18 protein-coding genes and 3 pseudogenes are annotated in these 15574 nt (G+C 68.9%); 6 read left to right on the forward strand and 15 right to left on the reverse strand.

Features of this window, described 5'->3' with window-relative positions; all coding sequences use genetic code 11:
* Positions 1 to 1139 (reverse strand): ice-binding family protein (locus AB0D46_RS01950; RefSeq protein WP_362875288.1); only part of this gene is annotated, 1139 nt, incomplete at its 3' end.
* Between the two features lie 557 nt (positions 1140 to 1696).
* Positions 1697 to 2035: a MerR family transcriptional regulator gene (locus tag AB0D46_RS01955; RefSeq protein ID WP_362875289.1), complete on the reverse strand. Its 339-nt coding sequence runs from the start codon at positions 2033 to 2035 to the stop codon at positions 1697 to 1699.
* Positions 2036 to 2962: 927 nt separating this feature from the next.
* On the opposite strand from AB0D46_RS01955, the gene AB0D46_RS01960 reads away from it, so the two are divergent.
* Entirely contained in the window at positions 2963 to 3322 is a 360-nt protein-coding gene (locus tag AB0D46_RS01960) for a hypothetical protein (RefSeq protein WP_362875290.1), read from the forward strand.
* A 288-nt stretch (positions 3323 to 3610) separates the two neighbouring features.
* Here the strand turns inward: AB0D46_RS01960 and AB0D46_RS01965 are convergent, their stop codons facing one another.
* The 3 genes and pseudogenes from AB0D46_RS01965 to AB0D46_RS01975 form a co-directional block, all read right to left on the reverse strand.
* Positions 3611 to 4015, reverse strand: coding sequence for a CBS domain-containing protein (locus AB0D46_RS01965; protein ID WP_362875291.1), 405 nt, complete (start codon positions 4013 to 4015; stop codon positions 3611 to 3613).
* A gap of 46 nt (positions 4016 to 4061) precedes the next feature.
* Positions 4062 to 4244, reverse strand: a pseudogene (locus AB0D46_RS01970) (ATP-dependent helicase); the annotation flags it as partial.
* A 394-nt stretch (positions 4245 to 4638) separates the two neighbouring features.
* Complete coding sequence (locus tag AB0D46_RS01975; protein WP_362875292.1) at positions 4639 to 4842, reverse strand: cold-shock protein; 204 nt, start codon at positions 4840 to 4842, stop codon at positions 4639 to 4641.
* A gap of 466 nt (positions 4843 to 5308) precedes the next feature.
* On the opposite strand from AB0D46_RS01975, the pseudogene AB0D46_RS01980 reads away from it, so the two are divergent.
* A pseudogene (locus AB0D46_RS01980) lies at positions 5309 to 5510 on the forward strand (site-specific integrase); the annotation flags it as partial.
* Positions 5511 to 5658: 148 nt separating this feature from the next.
* Here AB0D46_RS01980 and AB0D46_RS01985 read toward each other — a convergent pair.
* Complete coding sequence (locus AB0D46_RS01985) at positions 5659 to 6219, reverse strand: hypothetical protein (RefSeq protein WP_362875293.1); 561 nt, start codon at positions 6217 to 6219, stop codon at positions 5659 to 5661.
* A gap of 219 nt (positions 6220 to 6438) precedes the next feature.
* Between AB0D46_RS01985 and AB0D46_RS01990 the strand changes: the two genes are divergently transcribed.
* On the forward strand, positions 6439 to 7224 hold the full coding sequence (locus AB0D46_RS01990) for a hemolysin III family protein (RefSeq protein WP_362875294.1): 786 nt from the start codon (positions 6439 to 6441) through the stop codon (positions 7222 to 7224).
* A 69-nt stretch (positions 7225 to 7293) separates the two neighbouring features.
* Here AB0D46_RS01990 and AB0D46_RS01995 read toward each other — a convergent pair whose 3' ends face one another.
* On the reverse strand, positions 7294 to 7653 hold the full coding sequence (locus tag AB0D46_RS01995; RefSeq protein WP_362875295.1) for a PRC-barrel domain containing protein: 360 nt from the start codon (positions 7651 to 7653) through the stop codon (positions 7294 to 7296).
* Between the two features lie 146 nt (positions 7654 to 7799).
* Between AB0D46_RS01995 and AB0D46_RS02000 the strand changes: the two genes are divergently transcribed.
* Positions 7800 to 7967 carry a hypothetical protein gene (locus AB0D46_RS02000; protein ID WP_362875477.1) on the forward strand — a complete coding sequence of 56 codons (168 nt, stop codon included), beginning with the start codon at positions 7800 to 7802 and terminating at the stop codon, positions 7965 to 7967.
* Positions 7939 to 8034 carry a SpoIIE family protein phosphatase gene (locus AB0D46_RS02005; RefSeq protein ID WP_362875296.1) on the forward strand — a complete coding sequence of 32 codons (96 nt, stop codon included), beginning with the start codon at positions 7939 to 7941 and terminating at the stop codon, positions 8032 to 8034. The genes AB0D46_RS02000 and AB0D46_RS02005 overlap by 29 nt, the downstream gene beginning before the upstream one ends.
* A 259-nt stretch (positions 8035 to 8293) precedes the next feature.
* On the opposite strand, the gene AB0D46_RS02010 is transcribed toward AB0D46_RS02005, so the two are convergent.
* Positions 8294 to 8632, reverse strand: a complete 339-nt coding sequence (locus AB0D46_RS02010) for a MerR family transcriptional regulator (protein WP_362875297.1) — start codon at positions 8630 to 8632, stop codon at positions 8294 to 8296.
* A gap of 1420 nt (positions 8633 to 10052) precedes the next feature.
* Between AB0D46_RS02010 and AB0D46_RS02015 the strand changes: the two genes are divergently transcribed.
* Positions 10053 to 10322, forward strand: coding sequence for a hypothetical protein (locus AB0D46_RS02015; RefSeq protein WP_362875298.1), 270 nt, complete (start codon positions 10053 to 10055; stop codon positions 10320 to 10322).
* 304 nt (positions 10323 to 10626) lie between these two features.
* Here AB0D46_RS02015 and AB0D46_RS02020 read toward each other — a convergent pair whose 3' ends face one another.
* From AB0D46_RS02020 to AB0D46_RS02050, 7 genes and pseudogenes are all read right to left on the reverse strand, one after another.
* Positions 10627 to 10830, reverse strand: coding sequence for a cold-shock protein (locus AB0D46_RS02020; RefSeq protein ID WP_008735947.1), 204 nt, complete (start codon positions 10828 to 10830; stop codon positions 10627 to 10629).
* Positions 10831 to 11078: 248 nt separating this feature from the next.
* A complete protein-coding gene (locus AB0D46_RS02025) occupies positions 11079 to 11414 on the reverse strand; it encodes a helix-turn-helix domain-containing protein (RefSeq protein ID WP_362875299.1) in 336 nt (111 codons plus the stop codon).
* A 585-nt stretch (positions 11415 to 11999) separates the two neighbouring features.
* Positions 12000 to 12326 (reverse strand): STAS domain-containing protein, encoded by a 327-nt coding sequence (locus tag AB0D46_RS02030; protein WP_362875300.1) that lies wholly within the window; start codon positions 12324 to 12326, stop codon positions 12000 to 12002.
* A gap of 116 nt (positions 12327 to 12442) precedes the next feature.
* Positions 12443 to 12887, reverse strand: a pseudogene (locus AB0D46_RS02035) (alpha/beta hydrolase); the annotation flags it as partial.
* Between the two features lie 218 nt (positions 12888 to 13105).
* Entirely contained in the window at positions 13106 to 13420 is a 315-nt protein-coding gene (locus AB0D46_RS02040) for an SCO5918 family protein (protein ID WP_362875301.1), read from the reverse strand.
* 50 nt (positions 13421 to 13470) lie between these two features.
* Positions 13471 to 13887 (reverse strand): CBS domain-containing protein, encoded by a 417-nt coding sequence (locus tag AB0D46_RS02045; protein WP_362875302.1) that lies wholly within the window; start codon positions 13885 to 13887, stop codon positions 13471 to 13473.
* Positions 13888 to 13933: 46 nt separating this feature from the next.
* On the reverse strand, positions 13934 to 15493 hold the full coding sequence (locus AB0D46_RS02050) for a DEAD/DEAH box helicase (protein WP_362875303.1): 1560 nt from the start codon (positions 15491 to 15493) through the stop codon (positions 13934 to 13936).
* Positions 15494 to 15574: the final 81 nt, after the last annotated feature.

Below are 15574 nucleotides of genomic sequence, written 5' to 3' on the forward strand. Positions count from 1 at the left end.
TGGCCGTGGCCGTGGTCCGGCTTACCGGGCCTCCCCTCGTGCCCGTGGCCCGGTCCGCCGTGGCCCGGTCCGCCGGGCCCGCCGACGTTCCCGCCGGTGACGTTCCCGCCGGTCGTGTTCCCGGCCGTGTTGCCCGCGGTGTTCCCGGCCGTGTTGCCGGCGATGTTCCCCGAGGTGCCGCCGGACACGAGGTCGACGATCGGTCCGCCCAGGAGGCCGCCACCGATCAGACCCACGGTGGTGCCGGTCGTCGTGCCGGCGGTCGGCGTGCCGGTGGTCGTACCGGTGGTCGTACCGGTGGTGGTGGTGCCGGTGGTCGTGCCCGTGGTCGTTCCGGTGGTGGTGCCCGTGGTGGTGCCGGTGGTCGTACCGGTCGTCGTACCGCCGGTGGCGCACCCGCCGAGGAAGATCCTGTTGTTGTTGAGGGTCACTTCGCCGTTACGGGCCAGTGCCCGGCCCTCGATGTTCGCCCCCTGGTTCACGAAGATGGAGGTCAGGGCCATGATGGTGCCCACGAAAGTGGATGTGGTGCCGAGGGTCGCCGAACTTCCGATCTGCCAGAACACGTTGCACGGCGAAGCGCCGTTCGTGAGGAGGATCCGGCTGCTGGACGCCGTGGTCAGGGCTTCCGGAATCTGGAACACCCAGACCGAGTTGGGGTTCCCCCCGGCGTTCAGGACCAGGTCGCCCGTGAGTCCGACTCCCGATGTGGCCCTGTGCACGCCGGGAAGCAGCTCCTGACCCCCGCCGATTCCCGCCGCGAGCGGGAAGTCCGGTGCCTGTCCGCCCAACTGGCCGGCCGCGTTGTTGTACGCCACGATCAGATCGCTCTTGGCCTGAAGGGCCGCAGCAGTCGCGGGGAGCACCGCGCCGAGCACCAGTCCGGGCGGGAATCCGGTGATGGCCGGGTTCGGGTGCGTCCCGAGGTCGTGGTCGAGCACCGAGTTGCCGGTGTTCGTGACTCCCTGACCGGCCAGAACGGAGTAGCTGGCGGTGGTGCCCAGCGGTACGGGAGTCGCGATGGCCATGGCCTGCGTCGGCAATCCGGCGACCATTACAGCGGCAACCGTTACGGCGACGGCCGAGGACACCCAGCCGGACAGAGTGCGGCGCTGAGCCGCTTGGATTTTCAGCTTCATCAAGAGGCCATTTCCTGTGGGGGCGTGGCGTACCGGGCGCTTCCGTTCGCTCGGAGGCCCTGGTGTGTCGCTGCCGCATATTACGCAGGAAATTTCACGCACCAATGATGAGTGAGGTGCGGAGGGGGGATTAATACAAGCACATTCCGTGGGGGAAATCGGAATGAAAATAATCCGACTCACATGATCGATGATCCGACGTTCCACCCGAATGGTCAGGGCGCGACTCACTCACACGGGGGAGCACCGAACACCTGCCCACAGGAATCCGATCGCCGACGCGGAGTCGTACCGCCAGTCAGGCGATCTCGCGTACCCGCAGGGGCGGGCGTGGCGGTCGGCTCGTCCCCGATCGCCGGGCGCGGGGCTCCACTGTCCACATCCTGTGTGCGGAGGAACGTGAGGACCGGACCCCGGCCCCGGCCGGCCCGGGGACCGACGGCCTGGACCTCGCGGAGCGAAATGCCGTCGGCACGACGGAAGCCCGAGCGCCGCCGCGAACGCCCCCGGGGCGCGGCCCGTCGAGGTCGACGGGCGCCCGCGCCTCAGGCCGGGGTCTAGGTCGGGGACGACGGGTCGGACGCTGCGGCGGCGCGGCGGTATTCGGCGTTGATGCGCTGCGCGTCTTCGAGCTGGTCCTCCAGGATGACGATCCGGCAGGCCGCCTCGATGGGGGTGCCCTGGTCGACGAGTTCCCGGGCACGCGCCGCGATGCGCAGCTGGTAGCGGGAGTAGCGGCGGTGGCCGCCCTCTGAGCGGAGCGGGGTGATCAGGCGGGCCTCTCCGATGGCGCGGAGGAAGCCCTGGGTGGTGCCGAGCATGTCTGCGGCCCGGCCCATGGTGTAGGCGGGGTAATCGTCGTCGTCGAGACGACCGAACGAGTCGTCTGCTGTCATTGAACCTCTCTCGGGGAACGCGCGGAGGGGCCCTGGTGCCGTATGGCACCAGGGCCCCGAAGGAACTACTACACCATCTGTCGGCCCTGATACTGCGCCGACCCTGTGTTTCCGCCTACCCGACCGAGATGCTGTCGGGAGCGCGGGGATCGCGGTTGCTCGACCGGAGACCACCTCACTATCGATGTCCTGCGGTACCCGGGCTCAAGGCTCCGCCCGGGCGATCCTGATGGCGCTCTGCTCCTCCGTTCTTCCCTCTGTGATCAACTACTTACTGCTGGTACTGCTGGTACTGCGTACTGCTGGTGGCCCGACCCGGCGCCACTCTTCGGCAGCCAGCCCCGTCGCCCGTCCTGCATCTGCTCTGGCTTGGAACCCCACTGCCGAACTTCCCGGTGCGCGCGCCCGCAGTCGACGCCTTCACCGAGGTGCTGCTCACCTACTACTGCGCACCGCACTGACGAGTACTGCGACTGTGCGGACTGCTGTACTGCTCTCGGCGGCCCCTGATGACTGCGGGCCACCCGGTCCGGTCGTCAGCCCCGTCGCCGTCCTGCAACAACCCTGGCTTCGGAACTCCACCACCGCACCGTCATGCGCACTGCAACTGCGGGTACTTCTGCCCGGCAGTTCGTCTCTGCCGGGCCCTGCTGTCTCTCTGGGCTACGAGAAGAACCATAACCACGCCACCGCGCAATGTCTACTCCGGCCGTCATAGATTTTCGCGCCCTCCGGGGAGAGCTAGACCTGCACGGTCGGCTCAGATGCGCGGAGCGGCCCGCACAGCCGGTCAGGGGATGCGGGCACAGGGCCCGGGCGACCGCTGCCACCCGTCGGCCCTTCGGCGGGTAGACGGTGAGTGCTCTTCTCGCTCGGTAGTGCTCCCGGTCGAGCGGTCGGGACGACCAGTGCATAAAATCGGCTCCCATGTCGAAGCCTGACGAGCTGCTCGTTGACGTCGCCGCCCTGGTGGAGTCCGGGCAGAGCAATCAGATGTCCCTGACCGTGGTCACCGGTGGCGCTGTCATCACCGGTCGGCTGGCACCCGAACCCGTGTGGAGGCAGCGGGTGTCGGAGGTCCTGACGGATTCCGCCCGCTTGGGCGAGTTCGCCGCCATCTTCACCGCCGCGGCACCCCACGAGGGGCCGCCCACTCATCTGCACTTCCATGTGGCCCGCATCCTTCAGGGCACGGTGGGGATCCCGGAGACGGGCGGGATGTACCGCGTCTCGATCGCGGATGTCAGCGCCTGGACCATGGGCGACTTCAGCTACTCCGACCACTGACCCGACAGCGCGCGGGAAACCCCGGGTACGCGGGAGGGCCCGACCGGCATGTGTCGGTCGAGCCCTCTTCAGCGTTCGGGTGCCGGCTTGCTTGCGCGGGTCCTGTCGGTCGGACGGTCACCCGGATGCCGAGCATCGCGGAAGCCTGCTGGAGCGGGCTGAGGACAGACCTGGGCACGGCTGCCCGGGGCCGCGGCAGGTGAACCCGAGCAGGGTCATGGCCCGGACCACTTTCGGCGCTGGGGTCACGGCGGTCCTGCCGAGTGGGTCGTGCCGTGGTGAGGCGGTTCAGCGGGCAAGCGCGAGGACGCCCAGAGCGCTGCCCTGCTCGTCGACGACCGGTAGGGCATCGAGCCGGCGGTAGCGCATCGCGTGCTCGGCTTCGGCCATCGCGGTCGTGGGCGAGGTGAACGGTCCGCGGTCGCCGAGGACGTCGCGGAGACGGACCCGGTCCGTGTACGCCGCGCCGTCGCGGACGCCGGCGAGCCTGGCCCGGGTGATCAGCCCGGTGCACAGGCCGTCCTCGTCGCAGACGACCAGATGACCCGCGCGGGCACTGGCCATGACGGCCATGGCCACCTCGACCGTCATGTCGTCACAGACCTGCGGACCGGCCGCCTCCATCGCGTCGTCCACCGTCCGGTGCACGGGGTTGGCGTTCGTCGAGCGGGGCTGCATCTGGACCAGCGTCACAACGTACCTCCTGCAGAGATGGGTCAGTTTCCTGATCACGTGCTTCTCAGGCCGCCGCATCGAAGGAGGACTGCCGCACGCTCACGCGCCGGACGGTCGAAGCGGGCCGGCGCCTTCCCCGGGAGGCCGCGCTGCGCTTGGCGCGTTCGACGACGGGTGCGGTGATGACCACGGGGATGCCGGAGGGGGTGCGGGCGCCGGTGATCCGGTTCAGGGCCCCGCTCCGAACCGGTGGCAGTGCCGAAAGCGGGGCCGCCGGTGCGCTGCGGGTGCGAGAGGAGCGGTCGTTCGTACGTGTGCGGTTCATTGAGAACCTTCCTTGATGCGGCACGTAACAAGGAATTCCCGCGGCGGATCGCAGCGCAGGGAATCACAAGAACGGACCGAATGAATGCGAAAGCGACTCCGGCCGACAGGGACTCCGTGCGGTCGCAGGCACTGAGATGGGGAGGCGTCAGGTGGACGCGGAACAGAAAAAGTCGAGGGTGGAGATCCGAGGAGGATGTGACCCTGAATGCGGCGTCCCGCAGGTCCCGCAGGTGACATCACTGCGGGGAAAATATGTGCAGCTGGGGCCCGCACCCCGAGGGATGCGGGCCCCAGCTGCGAAAGGCGCGTCAGCGTCAGGCGGGAACGATGTTCTCGGCCGTTTGGCCCTTCTGGCTCTGCGCGATGTCGAAGGTGACCTTCTGGCCCTCCTGCAGCTCGCGGAAGCCCTGGGCGGCGATGTTCGAGAAGTGGGCGAAGACGTCGTCCCCGCTACCGTCCTGCTCGATGAATCCGAAACCCTTTGCCGCGTTGAACCACTTCACGGTGCCAGATGCCATGTCGAATCTCCTTGGGGGGCAGTACGCAGAATCCGCACTGTACGGATACCGTGTCGCCGCGATGATGTCCCGCCGGAAAGATCCGGAAATATGAAGCGCTCGATTGGGGCGCGGGGGCCGACCGGGGCGCTTGAAGTTTTTGGGTACCAAAACTGCAACCGAGATCGACAGTAGCACGCTGCGGGGGTTTGGGTGCGTTGAATATCGCCATCATGTGCGGTGCGGGAAAACCCTCTCCGCAGGGTCCATAAAACTCTCTGACCGCGGCAACAGATATTGATTCCCTCCGAGCACAGCGTTTCGGGAGCAAGTGCGTCCGCCGGCTGCGACCCGCCGATCGCGTGGCGAGAGCCGAAAGGGCGGGACAACGAAGAAGCCAGGTCGCTGACCTGGCCTTCTTGGAAGAGCGGATGACGGAAATCGAACCCGCGCCATAAGCTTGGGAATCCATGGCGCGTAACTGCAAGGACTGCCGAAGGGCTTCCGCTTCTACGACCTGCGGCCCCACCGGCCGCACCCTCTCCACCCAGTCCGTCGCGACCCCCAAGGACACGATGGTCCGCGCCGGCCAGTCCTCGGAGAAGGCCGCGATGACCTACCAGCACTCCGACGACGAACGTCAGCAGGAGGTCGCCGGGGGCATCGACGCCCGGGTGCGAGCGGCCCGCGACAAGGGAGTCGTGCGGCGGGCGGCGAGGGGCGAGGGGCGAGGGGCGCCTGACGGTCGCTGGATGAGGGGAGGGAGGCGTCAGGACTCCTCCCCTCACTGGTTCCGTGGGCCCCGTCGGGGCCGAACGGTACGGGTGATCTTGCGGATCAGACGCTCGTCCATGCGTCGAAGAAGGCCTCCCGCTTCGCCGGATCGGCTGATTTGTGGTCCGCGTGCAGGACGCGCCAGGCGGTGAGTTCGAGGTCGCGGAGCCACAGCTCTCCGATGACCTGCGTTTTGAGGTCGGGGAGGTGGTCGGACTCGGCGAGGGCCTGGCCGATGACCTCCCCGGCTGCGATGCGCTGGGGCGGGGTCATCTCGTTGAAGGCCGAGAGGATCTGCCCGGCCAGACCGGTGCCTTCGCCGGCCAGCGAACTCAGCACGCAGGCCTTGATGTTGGCGGGCAGCAGGTAGAGGGAGCCCGAGGACCTCCACAGTTCCGACCAGAAGTTCTCTCCGGACGCGGTGGGGGCGGGGAGCGCGGCCAGCAGACCGAGGAGGTGAGCGGTGGCCACGTATCCGTCGGAGTGGGCCGATGCGACGACTGCGATGTTCCCGACGCGCTCTACGTCGATGCGGCCGGCTTCGAGACGTGGGTCCAGCCCCAGCCGCTGTTCCAGCTGATGGGACAGGGGGGCGGACGCGTGGGAGCGGAACTCGGGAAGCATCGGCGGTCCTTGGACGTCGGAGAGCGGAGAGGCTCGTGCGGAAGCCCAGATCGTTCCCCTGGCCCGCCGAATTACACGAGTTCCACGGCCCCAGTTGGCGGAAGACTGAGAGGGTCGGACCGTGAAGCGGCTGAACCAGCTGCGGCCGGCGATGCCGCGTCGGCGTCCTGCGGCACACCTCACGTGATGCTGCTCCGGGTCAGCTCCTAGCATGAACTCATGGTTGCCAGTGATGCCCAACAGTCCGAGTCAGGACGGGAAGCCATGTCCCGGGACGACGCCGAAGTCGGCAGTGCTGTCTCCGTACCGACGGATGGAGGAAGTGAGGCCTCCCAGCCGGCTTCCGATCTGTTCGAGCGGGCGGCCGATCTGGTGGAACCGATCAAGCCGAAGCTACGGGGCTGGCTCCACGCCGGCATGGTCCCCGCGTCGCTGTCCGCAGGCATCGTCCTCATCTGCACGGCCGGAACACCGCAGGCCACCGCGGCCGCCGCCGTGTACGCCGTCACCGCCTGGCTGCTGTTCGGGACGAGCGCCGTCTACCACCTCGGCACCTGGGGGCCACTCGGCGAGGCCGTCCTGCGCCGCCTGGACCACGCCAACATCTTCCTGATCATCGCCGGCACCTGCACCCCGCTCGCCGTGCTCCTCCTCGCCCCTGACCAGCGGTCCGTGCTCCTGTGGATCGTGTGGACGGGCGCTCTGGCCGGCATCGCCTTCCGGGTCCTGTGGATCGGCGCTCCCCGCTGGCTGTACACGCCCTGCTACCTGGCCCTGGGCTGGGCGCCGGTGCGTTACCTGCCCGACTTCCTGCACAGCGGCGGCGCGGCCGTACTCACCTTGGTCGTGACCGGCGGGCTGCTCTACAGCGCGGGCGCGGTCGTGTACGCCCTGCGGCGCCCCGACCCCTCACCCCGCTGGTTCGGCTACCACGAGGTGTTCCACGCCCTGACCGTGGCGGCTTTCACCGCGCACTACATCGCCGTCTCCCTCGCTGCCCACTGAGCACGACGACGTGTCGATGCATGCCCGTCCATTCGTGTGGGGGCCGGTGAGTTGCCGACCGGCTTCGGGTCAGGGCGCGAGCGGGCGGCGGAGGGAGACGTAGTAGTCGCCGACCGCGGACAGGTAGGTGTGGTCGCCTGTTTCGCTGTCCGTCGTGAACCGGGGCGCGGCCTTGATCTCTTCCTGCGTGGCCGAGACCCTCACCACCCGCGCCGCCGTATCGATGCGGGTGACGGCGCCGGCCGGGATCAGGACGCTCCTGCCGAACACCCACACGCCGGTGTCGACCACCAGGTGCTGCATGCCCGGCTGATCCTGCTGCCGGTCGACGTGCCCGATGACACCGTCAGCGGCTTCCACGGTGAATCCCACCAGTGACTGCCCGGACGTGTAACTGCTGTCCTGCGCGTACATCCACACTCTGCTCACAGTCCGTCTCCTCGTCCTCGGTGACCGGGCGTCGTGGCTCGGTGCACCACCGGTTCGCGCCTGCCCGACCACATGCCCCCCTGCTTGCCGCGCAACCGATTGCGCCGAGCATTCCGGGCGGGCGCGCTACGCCCGACGACGACGGGATGAGGCAGATCGCTGCGACCGCACACGCCCGGGCCCACATCGTCATCGCCAACCGGTCCTTCACCGACGTCCACCAGTGGGGTCGCCGTACCCGTCCCCTGAACCTGGCGGCCGAGATTCAGCACCGGCTCTTCCCCGGTGCAGCGGCTGGATCTGCGGCCGGGTGACCGGCTCGTGATGCTCACCGACGGCATGCTCGAGCGCCGCGCCGGGGATGTCGCCTGCTCTCCCTGATCGTGGGCACAGGCGATCCCCACCCACGTGAGGCCTCCCGCGCCCTGGTCGCAGAGGTCTTGCGCGCTCATGGCGGGCGCCTCCAGGACGACGCGACGGTCATGTGCCTGGACTGGCACGGTACGCACCCGGCCACGCGCAGCGCTGACGCCGGGGCGGACCTCGCAGAAGCCTCGGCGCCCCAGTAGCACTCCGTCCAGAGTCAAGGCTGCGGGCCGAGAAGATCGTGAGCCCGCCGATGCCGACGGGGACGATCACCTCAGGCTGAGGTCGGTGGAGCCGAAGAGTCGGCGGCTCGGCGGTACTCGGCGTTGATGCGCTGGGCTTCTTCGAGCTGGTCTTCCAGGATGATGATCCGGCAGGCGGAGTCGATCGGGGTGCCGTGGTCGACGAGTTCGCGGGCGCGGGCGGCGATGCGCAGCTGGTAGCGGGAGTAGCGGCGGTGACCACCGGCCGAGCGGAGCGGGGTGATGAGGCGGGCCTCGCCCAGGGCGCGGAGAAAACCTTGGGTGGTGCCGAGCATCGCGGCAGCCCGGCCCATGGTGTAGGCGGGGTAATCGTCGTCGTCGAGACGGCCGAACGAGTCGTCTGCTGTCATTGCACCTGTTTCTGGAACGCGTGGAGGGGCCCTGGTGCCTATGGCACCAGGGCCCCGAAGGAACTACTACACCATCTGCCGGCCCTGATACTGCGCCGGCCTTCTGTGTCCGCTGACCCGACCGAAAGGCTGTCGGGGGTGCGGGGATCGCGGTTGCTTGACCGGAGACCACCTCACTGACGATGTCCTGCGGTACCCGGGCTTCAACCTGCCGGCCCGGGCGATCCTGATGGCGCCAAGCTCCTCCGTTCTTCCCTCGGTGATCAACTACTTACCAAGCGGGGGACTGCGTACTGCTGGTGATGCTTACTGCTGATACCGCGTACCGCTTGTACTGCTTCGCTTGTACTGCTCGCGGCCTGACCCGGCGCCGCTTCGGCAGCCAGCCCCGTCGCCTGTCCTGCGTCTGCTCTGGCTTGGAACCCCACTGCCGAACTTCCTGGTGGCCGCGCCTGCATTCGACGCCTCCACCAAGGTGCTGCTCACTGCCTTCACTGCTGGGTACTGCACCTACAGGTACTGCCACCGCGTCAACTGCGGTACTGCTCGTGGTGGCCCCTGATCACGGCGGGCCACCCGGTCCGGTCGTCAGTCCCGTCGCCGTCCTGCACCAGCCCTGGCTTCGAAACTCCACCACCGCACCGTCCTGCGCACTGCAACTACGGGTACTGCAAGGGTGAGACCTACTGCTGTACTGCGAACCGCTTTTACTGCTCGTGGCCTGCCCCAGCGCCACGTTTCGGCAGCCAGCCCCGTCGCCCGTCCTGCGTCTGCTCTGGCTTAGCACCCCACTGCCGAACTTCCCGATGCGCGCGCCCGCAGCCGACGCCTTCACCGAGGTACTGCTTCACTCACTTCACTGCTGGGTTCTGCTCGTGGTGGCCCCTGATCACTGCGGGCCACCCGGTCCGGTCGTCAGTCCCGTCGCCGTCCTGCAACAACCCTGGCTTCGGAACTCCACCACCGCACCGTCCTGCGCACTGCAACTACGGGTACCGCGTGTACTACTGCCGGCAGTTCGTCTCTGCCAGGCCCTGCTGTCTCGCTGGGCTACGAGAGAAACCATAACCACGTCACCGACCAATGTCTACTCCAGCCGACATAGATTTGCTCTTGGTTGGTGAGGAGGTAATCGGGATCGAACACGGCCGCTCCTGGAGACTGCTGAGCTGGACCTGGACACCGGGCGCGCCGCCGAGTTCGCCGCGCCACTGCGGCGAGCGTGTGCCGATCCCGGTCGCTCCAGGGAGCGGATGAGGGGGAGGGGCTGTTGCGGCCAACCGGAAACGGTGTCCAACGGGGTGGAAGAATCGTTTTGACGAACGTGACGGATGATCATTGGGTATATCTCGACCGCGGTGCTCAGGCCGGCAGCGGTAAGCGCAGAGCCGCTGCCCGTCTCCCGGAACAGCTGCGCCGGTTGCCTTCCCGTAGTCCGGCGCACGCCGGTGGGCAGGCCGGTGGAGAGGTCCCGGACGAGAGCACGCCCCTGTACGCCCGGCTGGCCGAGGAGTGGGCGGCCCGCGGCGCCACCGTCCCCTGCTGTCCCGACCCGCTGTGGCAGCGTCTGGTCTCTGCCGAGCACCTCTGGCGCGAGACGGAAAGCACGCTGCGGCAGCTGCACTTGGCGGGGGACGCCCATCCTGATGACGCCGCAGCCGCGTCGGTTCGAACGCAGGTACTCGCGTGATCCACGGCTCGCTGTCGGCGGTTTCGGCTGGCGCATGATCCAACGTCTGGCCCAAGACGTCACCATTGCCCGGGCTCGGGCCGGTACGGGCAAGGCGATCACCGCGACCCTCCCCCGGGACGGGCCGCCGCCGGTCCGGCTCCAGACGCGGATCAGGGCCGCGCGGCGAACGCTGCGCGGCCCTGATCCAGTACTCCTCGGATCCCGCCGACATGGCAGACGTCCGCTGCTCGCGCTCCTGCGAGCTGTACGGACAGCCGCGAGCGCCGGTCGCGGCGGCCGCGCGGGCGGGGTGGGGGGAGGGTTAGGCCGGGTTGATGTTCTCGGCCTGGGGGCCCTTCTGGCCCTGGGTGACGTCGAACGTGACGACCTGGCCCTCCTGGAGCTCGCGGAAGCCCGAGGAGTTGATCGCGGAGTAGTGGGCGAAGACGTCCGGGCCGCCGCCGTCCTGGGCGATGAAGCCGAAGCCCTTTTCAGCGTTGAACCACTTCACAGTTCCCGTAGCCATGTCTCATGCCTTCCAGTCGATGGACGCCTCCCGCTCCATGCGGAAGGCGGAGGTGATCGTCCTGGTTCCTGCGGCACTGCACAGCAAAACGCCCACACCAAGGCGTGGGCTGAGGGGACTTCCGAACCACGACAGCTGACGCAGACGCTACACGCCCCCAGCGGCCCGTCACCATAGGGAGCGAGGTGCGTCATACCTCCGACACAGGCGGGCGGGAGTGCCCGCCGCGACCGGCGGGCACGTCCACCTCAGGCCGCCGTGCGCGGGCGCCCTTCGGACGCGGGGGAGTGCTCGGCGTTGACGCGCTGAGCTTCCTCAAGTCGGATCTCCAGCATCACGATCCGACAGGCGGCCTCAATGGGAGTGCCGTGGTCGACGAGTTCCCGAGCGCGGGCGGCAATGCGCAACTGGGAGCGGGAGTAGCGGCGGTGGCCGCCCTCGGAACGCAGCGGGGTGATCAGGCGGGCCTCTCCAATGGCGCGGAGGAAGGCCTGGGTGGTACCGAGCATCTCTGCGGCCCGGCCCATCGTGTAGGCGGGGTAGCCGTCGTCGTCGAGACGGCTGAACGAGTCGTCTGCTGTCATCGCACCTCACTGCGAAACAGATGGAGGAATGGGTCAGAACGTGGGGAGGGGCCCTGGTGCGTACGGCACCACGGCCCCGAAGGAACGGTTACACCATCTGCCGGCCCTGAGACTGCGCCGGCCTTCTGTTTCCGCTGACCCGACCGAAAGGCCAGGCACTGCAACTGCGGGTACTGCTGCCCGGCAGTTCGTCTCTACCAGGCCCTGCTGTCTCTCTGGGCTGTCTCGCTGGCTTACGAGAGAAACCGTAACCACGCCCCCGCCCAATGTCTACTCCAGCCGAGATAGATTTTTGAGTGCGTGTCCCTGAGGTAATCGGATTCCGTCAGGTTGAACAGTCGTGGGTCGGGGAACGATGGCCGGGCAGGCAAGGCCGGACACCGACTACAGATCCCCGACCTGGTCGACGGCACCGGCGGTTTCGGCTGGCACATGGTCAACGACCTCGCCCGTGCCACCATCGCCACGTCCACGCCCGAAGGCGGGAAAATCGTACGGGCCCTCCTGCCCCGTCGGACCGGCGGATAGGCGCGAGACCGCGGTCGGGTAGCCGATCCAGGGTCTCTCCGCGCGGAGTCCCGGCGGTCAGGAGCCGGTGCCGGGCAGGAGGCGGAAGACCTGGTCCAGGCCGATGACGCGCAGGACGCGCAGGGTGTGGACGGGTACGGCGGCGAGTGCGATGTCGGCTTGGGCGGCCTGTACGTGGTTGCGGGCGGCGATCAGGGCGCTGATGCCGCTGGAGTCGCAGAATTCCATGCGGGTGAGGTCCAGGACGAGGAGTTGGCCCGGTTCGAGGGCGAGCGTGGCGAGGAGCTCACGTAGGTCGGGAGCGGTGGTGCAGTCGAGTTCACCGATGATCTGCAGGACGGGGCCGGTCGGGGAGTTCCGGGCGGTGACGGTCAGCGGTGTCATTGCGGGTTCTTCGTCGTGGGGACGCCGAGGGCGAGGAGGGCGGTGTCGTCGTCGAGGCCGTCGCCGAAGCCGTCCAGCAGACCGGTCGCAAGCCGGCGAAGGCCGCGTTCGACGTGGGCGAAGACGCGTGCCATCTCCGGGTCGGTGGCGCAGAAGCTGTTGGTCAGCTCCTCACCGAGCTCGGGCCGCTCCGCGTTCCCCATGATCACCGGTGCCATCGCGGCCGACCAGCCCAGGTAGTTCGATTCCAGGGAGTCCAGCAGTTCGTTGATGTCCTCGGCGCTGAACCCGCCCCGGTAGCCGTCGTCGTCGATGTACCGCGGGGAGGGGGCGACCATCACCAGCGCCCCGATCCGCTCCGGAGCCATCCCGGCTGCCAGTACACCGACCATCGCGCTGACCGAGTGCCCCACGAACACCGCGTCGCGCAGGTGGAGCGCGTCGCGGCGGGTACGGTCAGCCGCCACATGTTCTGATCACAGCCGAACCCGTGCGCCAATACCACCGTCCGGCCCTGCGGATTGCCGGTCAGGTCACGTTGTTCCTGCGCTCGATGCCCATCTACTTCCGCTTCCCAGGAGCCACTCGCCTACCCTGCGACCCCTCGGATCACCCCACGCCCTGCCCACCGTCTTCACACGCGTCCTCGGCCGGCAGGAGCCGCCCGGAGTGCAGTCCACCCATCGCGCTTTCCCGTGGGTACGCGGAAGGGCCCGAGCGGCGCGTGCCGGTCGGGCCCTCTTCGCTGTTCGGGTGGCGGCGCGCGCCGGGCCCACTGGTCAGGCGGTCACGGGGGTGCCGAGCATCGCGGAGGCCCGCTCGAGGGGGTTGAGCACGCGCGTGGCCACGGCGGTTCGCGGAAGGCCTCCGCGACAGGTGAAGCCGAGCTGGGTCATGGCGCGCAGGACCTCGCCGGCACTGAAGTCACGGCGGTCCTGGCGGGTGAGGACCTGGCCGACCTGCTTGACGGGGTAGGTACGGCGACCGATGATCACGGACTCGCCGATGACCTGCTCCGGCTTGATGCCCTTCATGGACTCCAGGACACCGCTCTTGGTCAGGTCGAACGGGAAGCGGGCGATGACACAGCGCATGATGCCTCACAGGGAGAAGGGGAGAACGGTCCGACCACGGTGCGGTGATTTCAGCGTGCGAGGACGAGGACGCCCAGGGCGCCGCCCTGTTCGGCGACCACGGGCAGGGCGTCGAGCCGGCGGTAGCGCATCGCGTGCTCGGCCTCGGCCATCGTGGTCACGGGTGAGGCGAACGGACCGCGGTCGCCGAGAACATCGCGCAGCCGGAGCCGGTCGGTGTACGCGGCGCTGTCGCGGATGGCACGGAACTGCTCCCGCGTGATCAGGCCGGTGCAGAGGCCGTCCTCGTCGCAGATGAGCAGATGGTCCGCGCGGGAGCCGGCCATGACGGCCAGGGCCACCTCGACGGTCATGTCGTCGCAAACCTGCGGACCGGCCGCTTCCATGGCGTCGTCCACCGTCCGGAGGACGAGGTCGGCATGAACATCGGCATGCGCCGGGCGGGGCTGCATCTGGACCAGCGACAAGATCTGCCTCCTGCAGAGATGGGTCAGTTTCCTGATCAAGTTGTGCTCAGGCCGCCGCATCGAAGGCGGACTGCCGCGCGCTCGCGCGCCGTGCAGCCGAGGCGGGCCCGCGCCGGCCGCGGGAGGCCGTGCCGCGCTTGGGCCGCTCGGACACCGGTGCGGTGATGGTGACCGGAATGCCGGAGGGTGCCTGGGCGCCGGTGATGCGGGTCAGGGCCTCGTCGCCCGAGTGGACCTGGGCGGTCTGCGGGCTGATGCCGGCGGCCGTCATCAGGCGTGCCATCTCGCGGCGCTGGTTGGGCAGCACCAGGGTGACGACGCTGCCGGACTCGCCGGCGCGGGCGGTGCGGCCGCCGCGGTGCAGGTAGTCCTTGGGGTCGGTCGGCGGGTCCACGTTCACGACGAGGTCGAGGTTGTCGACGTGGATGCCGCGGGCCGCGACGTTCGTGGCCACGAGGACGCTGACGTGCCCGCTCTTGAACTGCGTGAGGGTACGGGTGCGCTGGGGCTGGGACTTTCCGCCGTGCAGGGCCGCGGCGCGGACTCCGCTGCTCAACAGGTGCTCGGTGAGCCTGTCCACGGCGTGCTTGGTGTCCAGGAACATGATCACGCGGCCCTCGCGGGCGGCGATCTCGGTCGTGGCGGCCTGCTTGTCGAAGTTCTGGACGTGCAGGACGTGGTGTTCCATCGTGGTGACCGCGCCCTGCGAGGGGTCGACGGAGTGCACGACGGGGTCGGTCAGGTAGCGGCGCACCAGCAGGTCGACGTTCCGGTCGAGGGTGGCGGAGAACAGCATCCGCTGGCCCTCGGGCCGCACCTGGTCCAGCAGGGCGGTGACCTGCGGCATGAAGCCCATGTCGGCCATCTGGTCGGCCTCGTCGAGCACGGTGATCGCGACCTGGTTCAGCCGGCAGTCGCCGCGGTCGATGAGGTCCTTGAGCCGGCCGGGCGTGGCGACGACCACTTCGGCCCCGGCGCGCAGCGCCTGTGCCTGCCGGTAGATGGGCATGCCGCCCACCACGGTGGCCAGGCGCAGCTTGACCGCCCGGGCGTAGGGGGCGAGCGCGGCCGTCACCTGCTGGGCGAGTTCGCGCGTCGGTACGAGGACCAGTGCGAGCGGCTGACCCGACTCGGCGCTCTGGCCGGCCGTACGGGCCAGCAGCGCGAGGCCGAAGGCCAGGGTCTTGCCGGAGCCGGTACGGCCACGGCCGAGAACGTCGCGGCCCACGAGGGTATTGGGGAGCGTGGCGGCCTGGATCGGGAACGGCGTGGCCATGCCCTCACGTCCGAGCGTGGCGAGCAGCGGGGCCGGCATGGCGAGGTCGGCGAAGGCCTCGACGGCGGGCAGCGCGGGGGTGATCGTCTTCGGCGGGGCGAACTCGCCCTGGATCGCGGCGGGCCGACGACCATAGCCGCCCGAGCGGCTCGGACCACCGGAGCGGCTCGGACCACCGGAGCGGGTCGGAGCTCCGGAGCGGCTCTGGGGCGAAGAGCCGAAGCGGCTGCTGCCCCGGCTCGAACCGGAGCCGGCGCCGGAGCCGAAAGCGGGGCCGCCGGTGCGGCTGCGGGTGCGGGAGGAGCGCTCGTTCGTACGTGTGGGGTTCATGCGGAACCTTCCTTGATGCGGCACGTATCAAGGAATTCCCGCAGCGTAGGAGCGGCGCAGGGAATTGCGAGAACGGGCCGA

It is taken from the genome of Streptomyces sp. NPDC048383 (genome assembly GCF_040651775.1).
Lineage (GTDB): Bacteria > Actinomycetota > Actinomycetes > Streptomycetales > Streptomycetaceae > Streptomyces.

Bases quoted from the DNA above. Each gene is read 5' to 3' on its own strand.
- AB0D46_RS01955 (WP_362875289.1), bottom strand. From the start codon at position 2,035: ATGACAGCAGACGACTCGTTCGGTCGTCTCGACGACGACGATTACCCC.
- AB0D46_RS01960 (WP_362875290.1), top strand. From the start codon at position 2,963: ATGTCGAAGCCTGACGAGCTGCTCGTTGACGTCGCCGCCCTGGTGGAG.
- AB0D46_RS01975 (WP_362875292.1), bottom strand. From the start codon at position 4,842: ATGGCATCTGGCACCGTGAAGTGGTTCAACGCGGCAAAGGGTTTCGGA.
- AB0D46_RS01985 (WP_362875293.1), bottom strand. From the start codon at position 6,219: ATGCTTCCCGAGTTCCGCTCCCACGCGTCCGCCCCCCTGTCCCATCAG.
- AB0D46_RS01990 (WP_362875294.1), top strand. From the start codon at position 6,439: ATGGTTGCCAGTGATGCCCAACAGTCCGAGTCAGGACGGGAAGCCATG.
- AB0D46_RS02000 (WP_362875477.1), top strand. From the start codon at position 7,800: ATGAGGCAGATCGCTGCGACCGCACACGCCCGGGCCCACATCGTCATC.
- AB0D46_RS02010 (WP_362875297.1), bottom strand. From the start codon at position 8,632: ATGACAGCAGACGACTCGTTCGGCCGTCTCGACGACGACGATTACCCC.
- AB0D46_RS02020 (WP_008735947.1), bottom strand. From the start codon at position 10,830: ATGGCTACGGGAACTGTGAAGTGGTTCAACGCTGAAAAGGGCTTCGGC.
- AB0D46_RS02025 (WP_362875299.1), bottom strand. From the start codon at position 11,414: ATGACAGCAGACGACTCGTTCAGCCGTCTCGACGACGACGGCTACCCC.
- AB0D46_RS02030 (WP_362875300.1), bottom strand. From the start codon at position 12,326: ATGACACCGCTGACCGTCACCGCCCGGAACTCCCCGACCGGCCCCGTC.
- AB0D46_RS02040 (WP_362875301.1), bottom strand. From the start codon at position 13,420: ATGCGCTGTGTCATCGCCCGCTTCCCGTTCGACCTGACCAAGAGCGGT.
- AB0D46_RS02050 (WP_362875303.1), bottom strand. From the start codon at position 15,493: ATGAACCCCACACGTACGAACGAGCGCTCCTCCCGCACCCGCAGCCGC.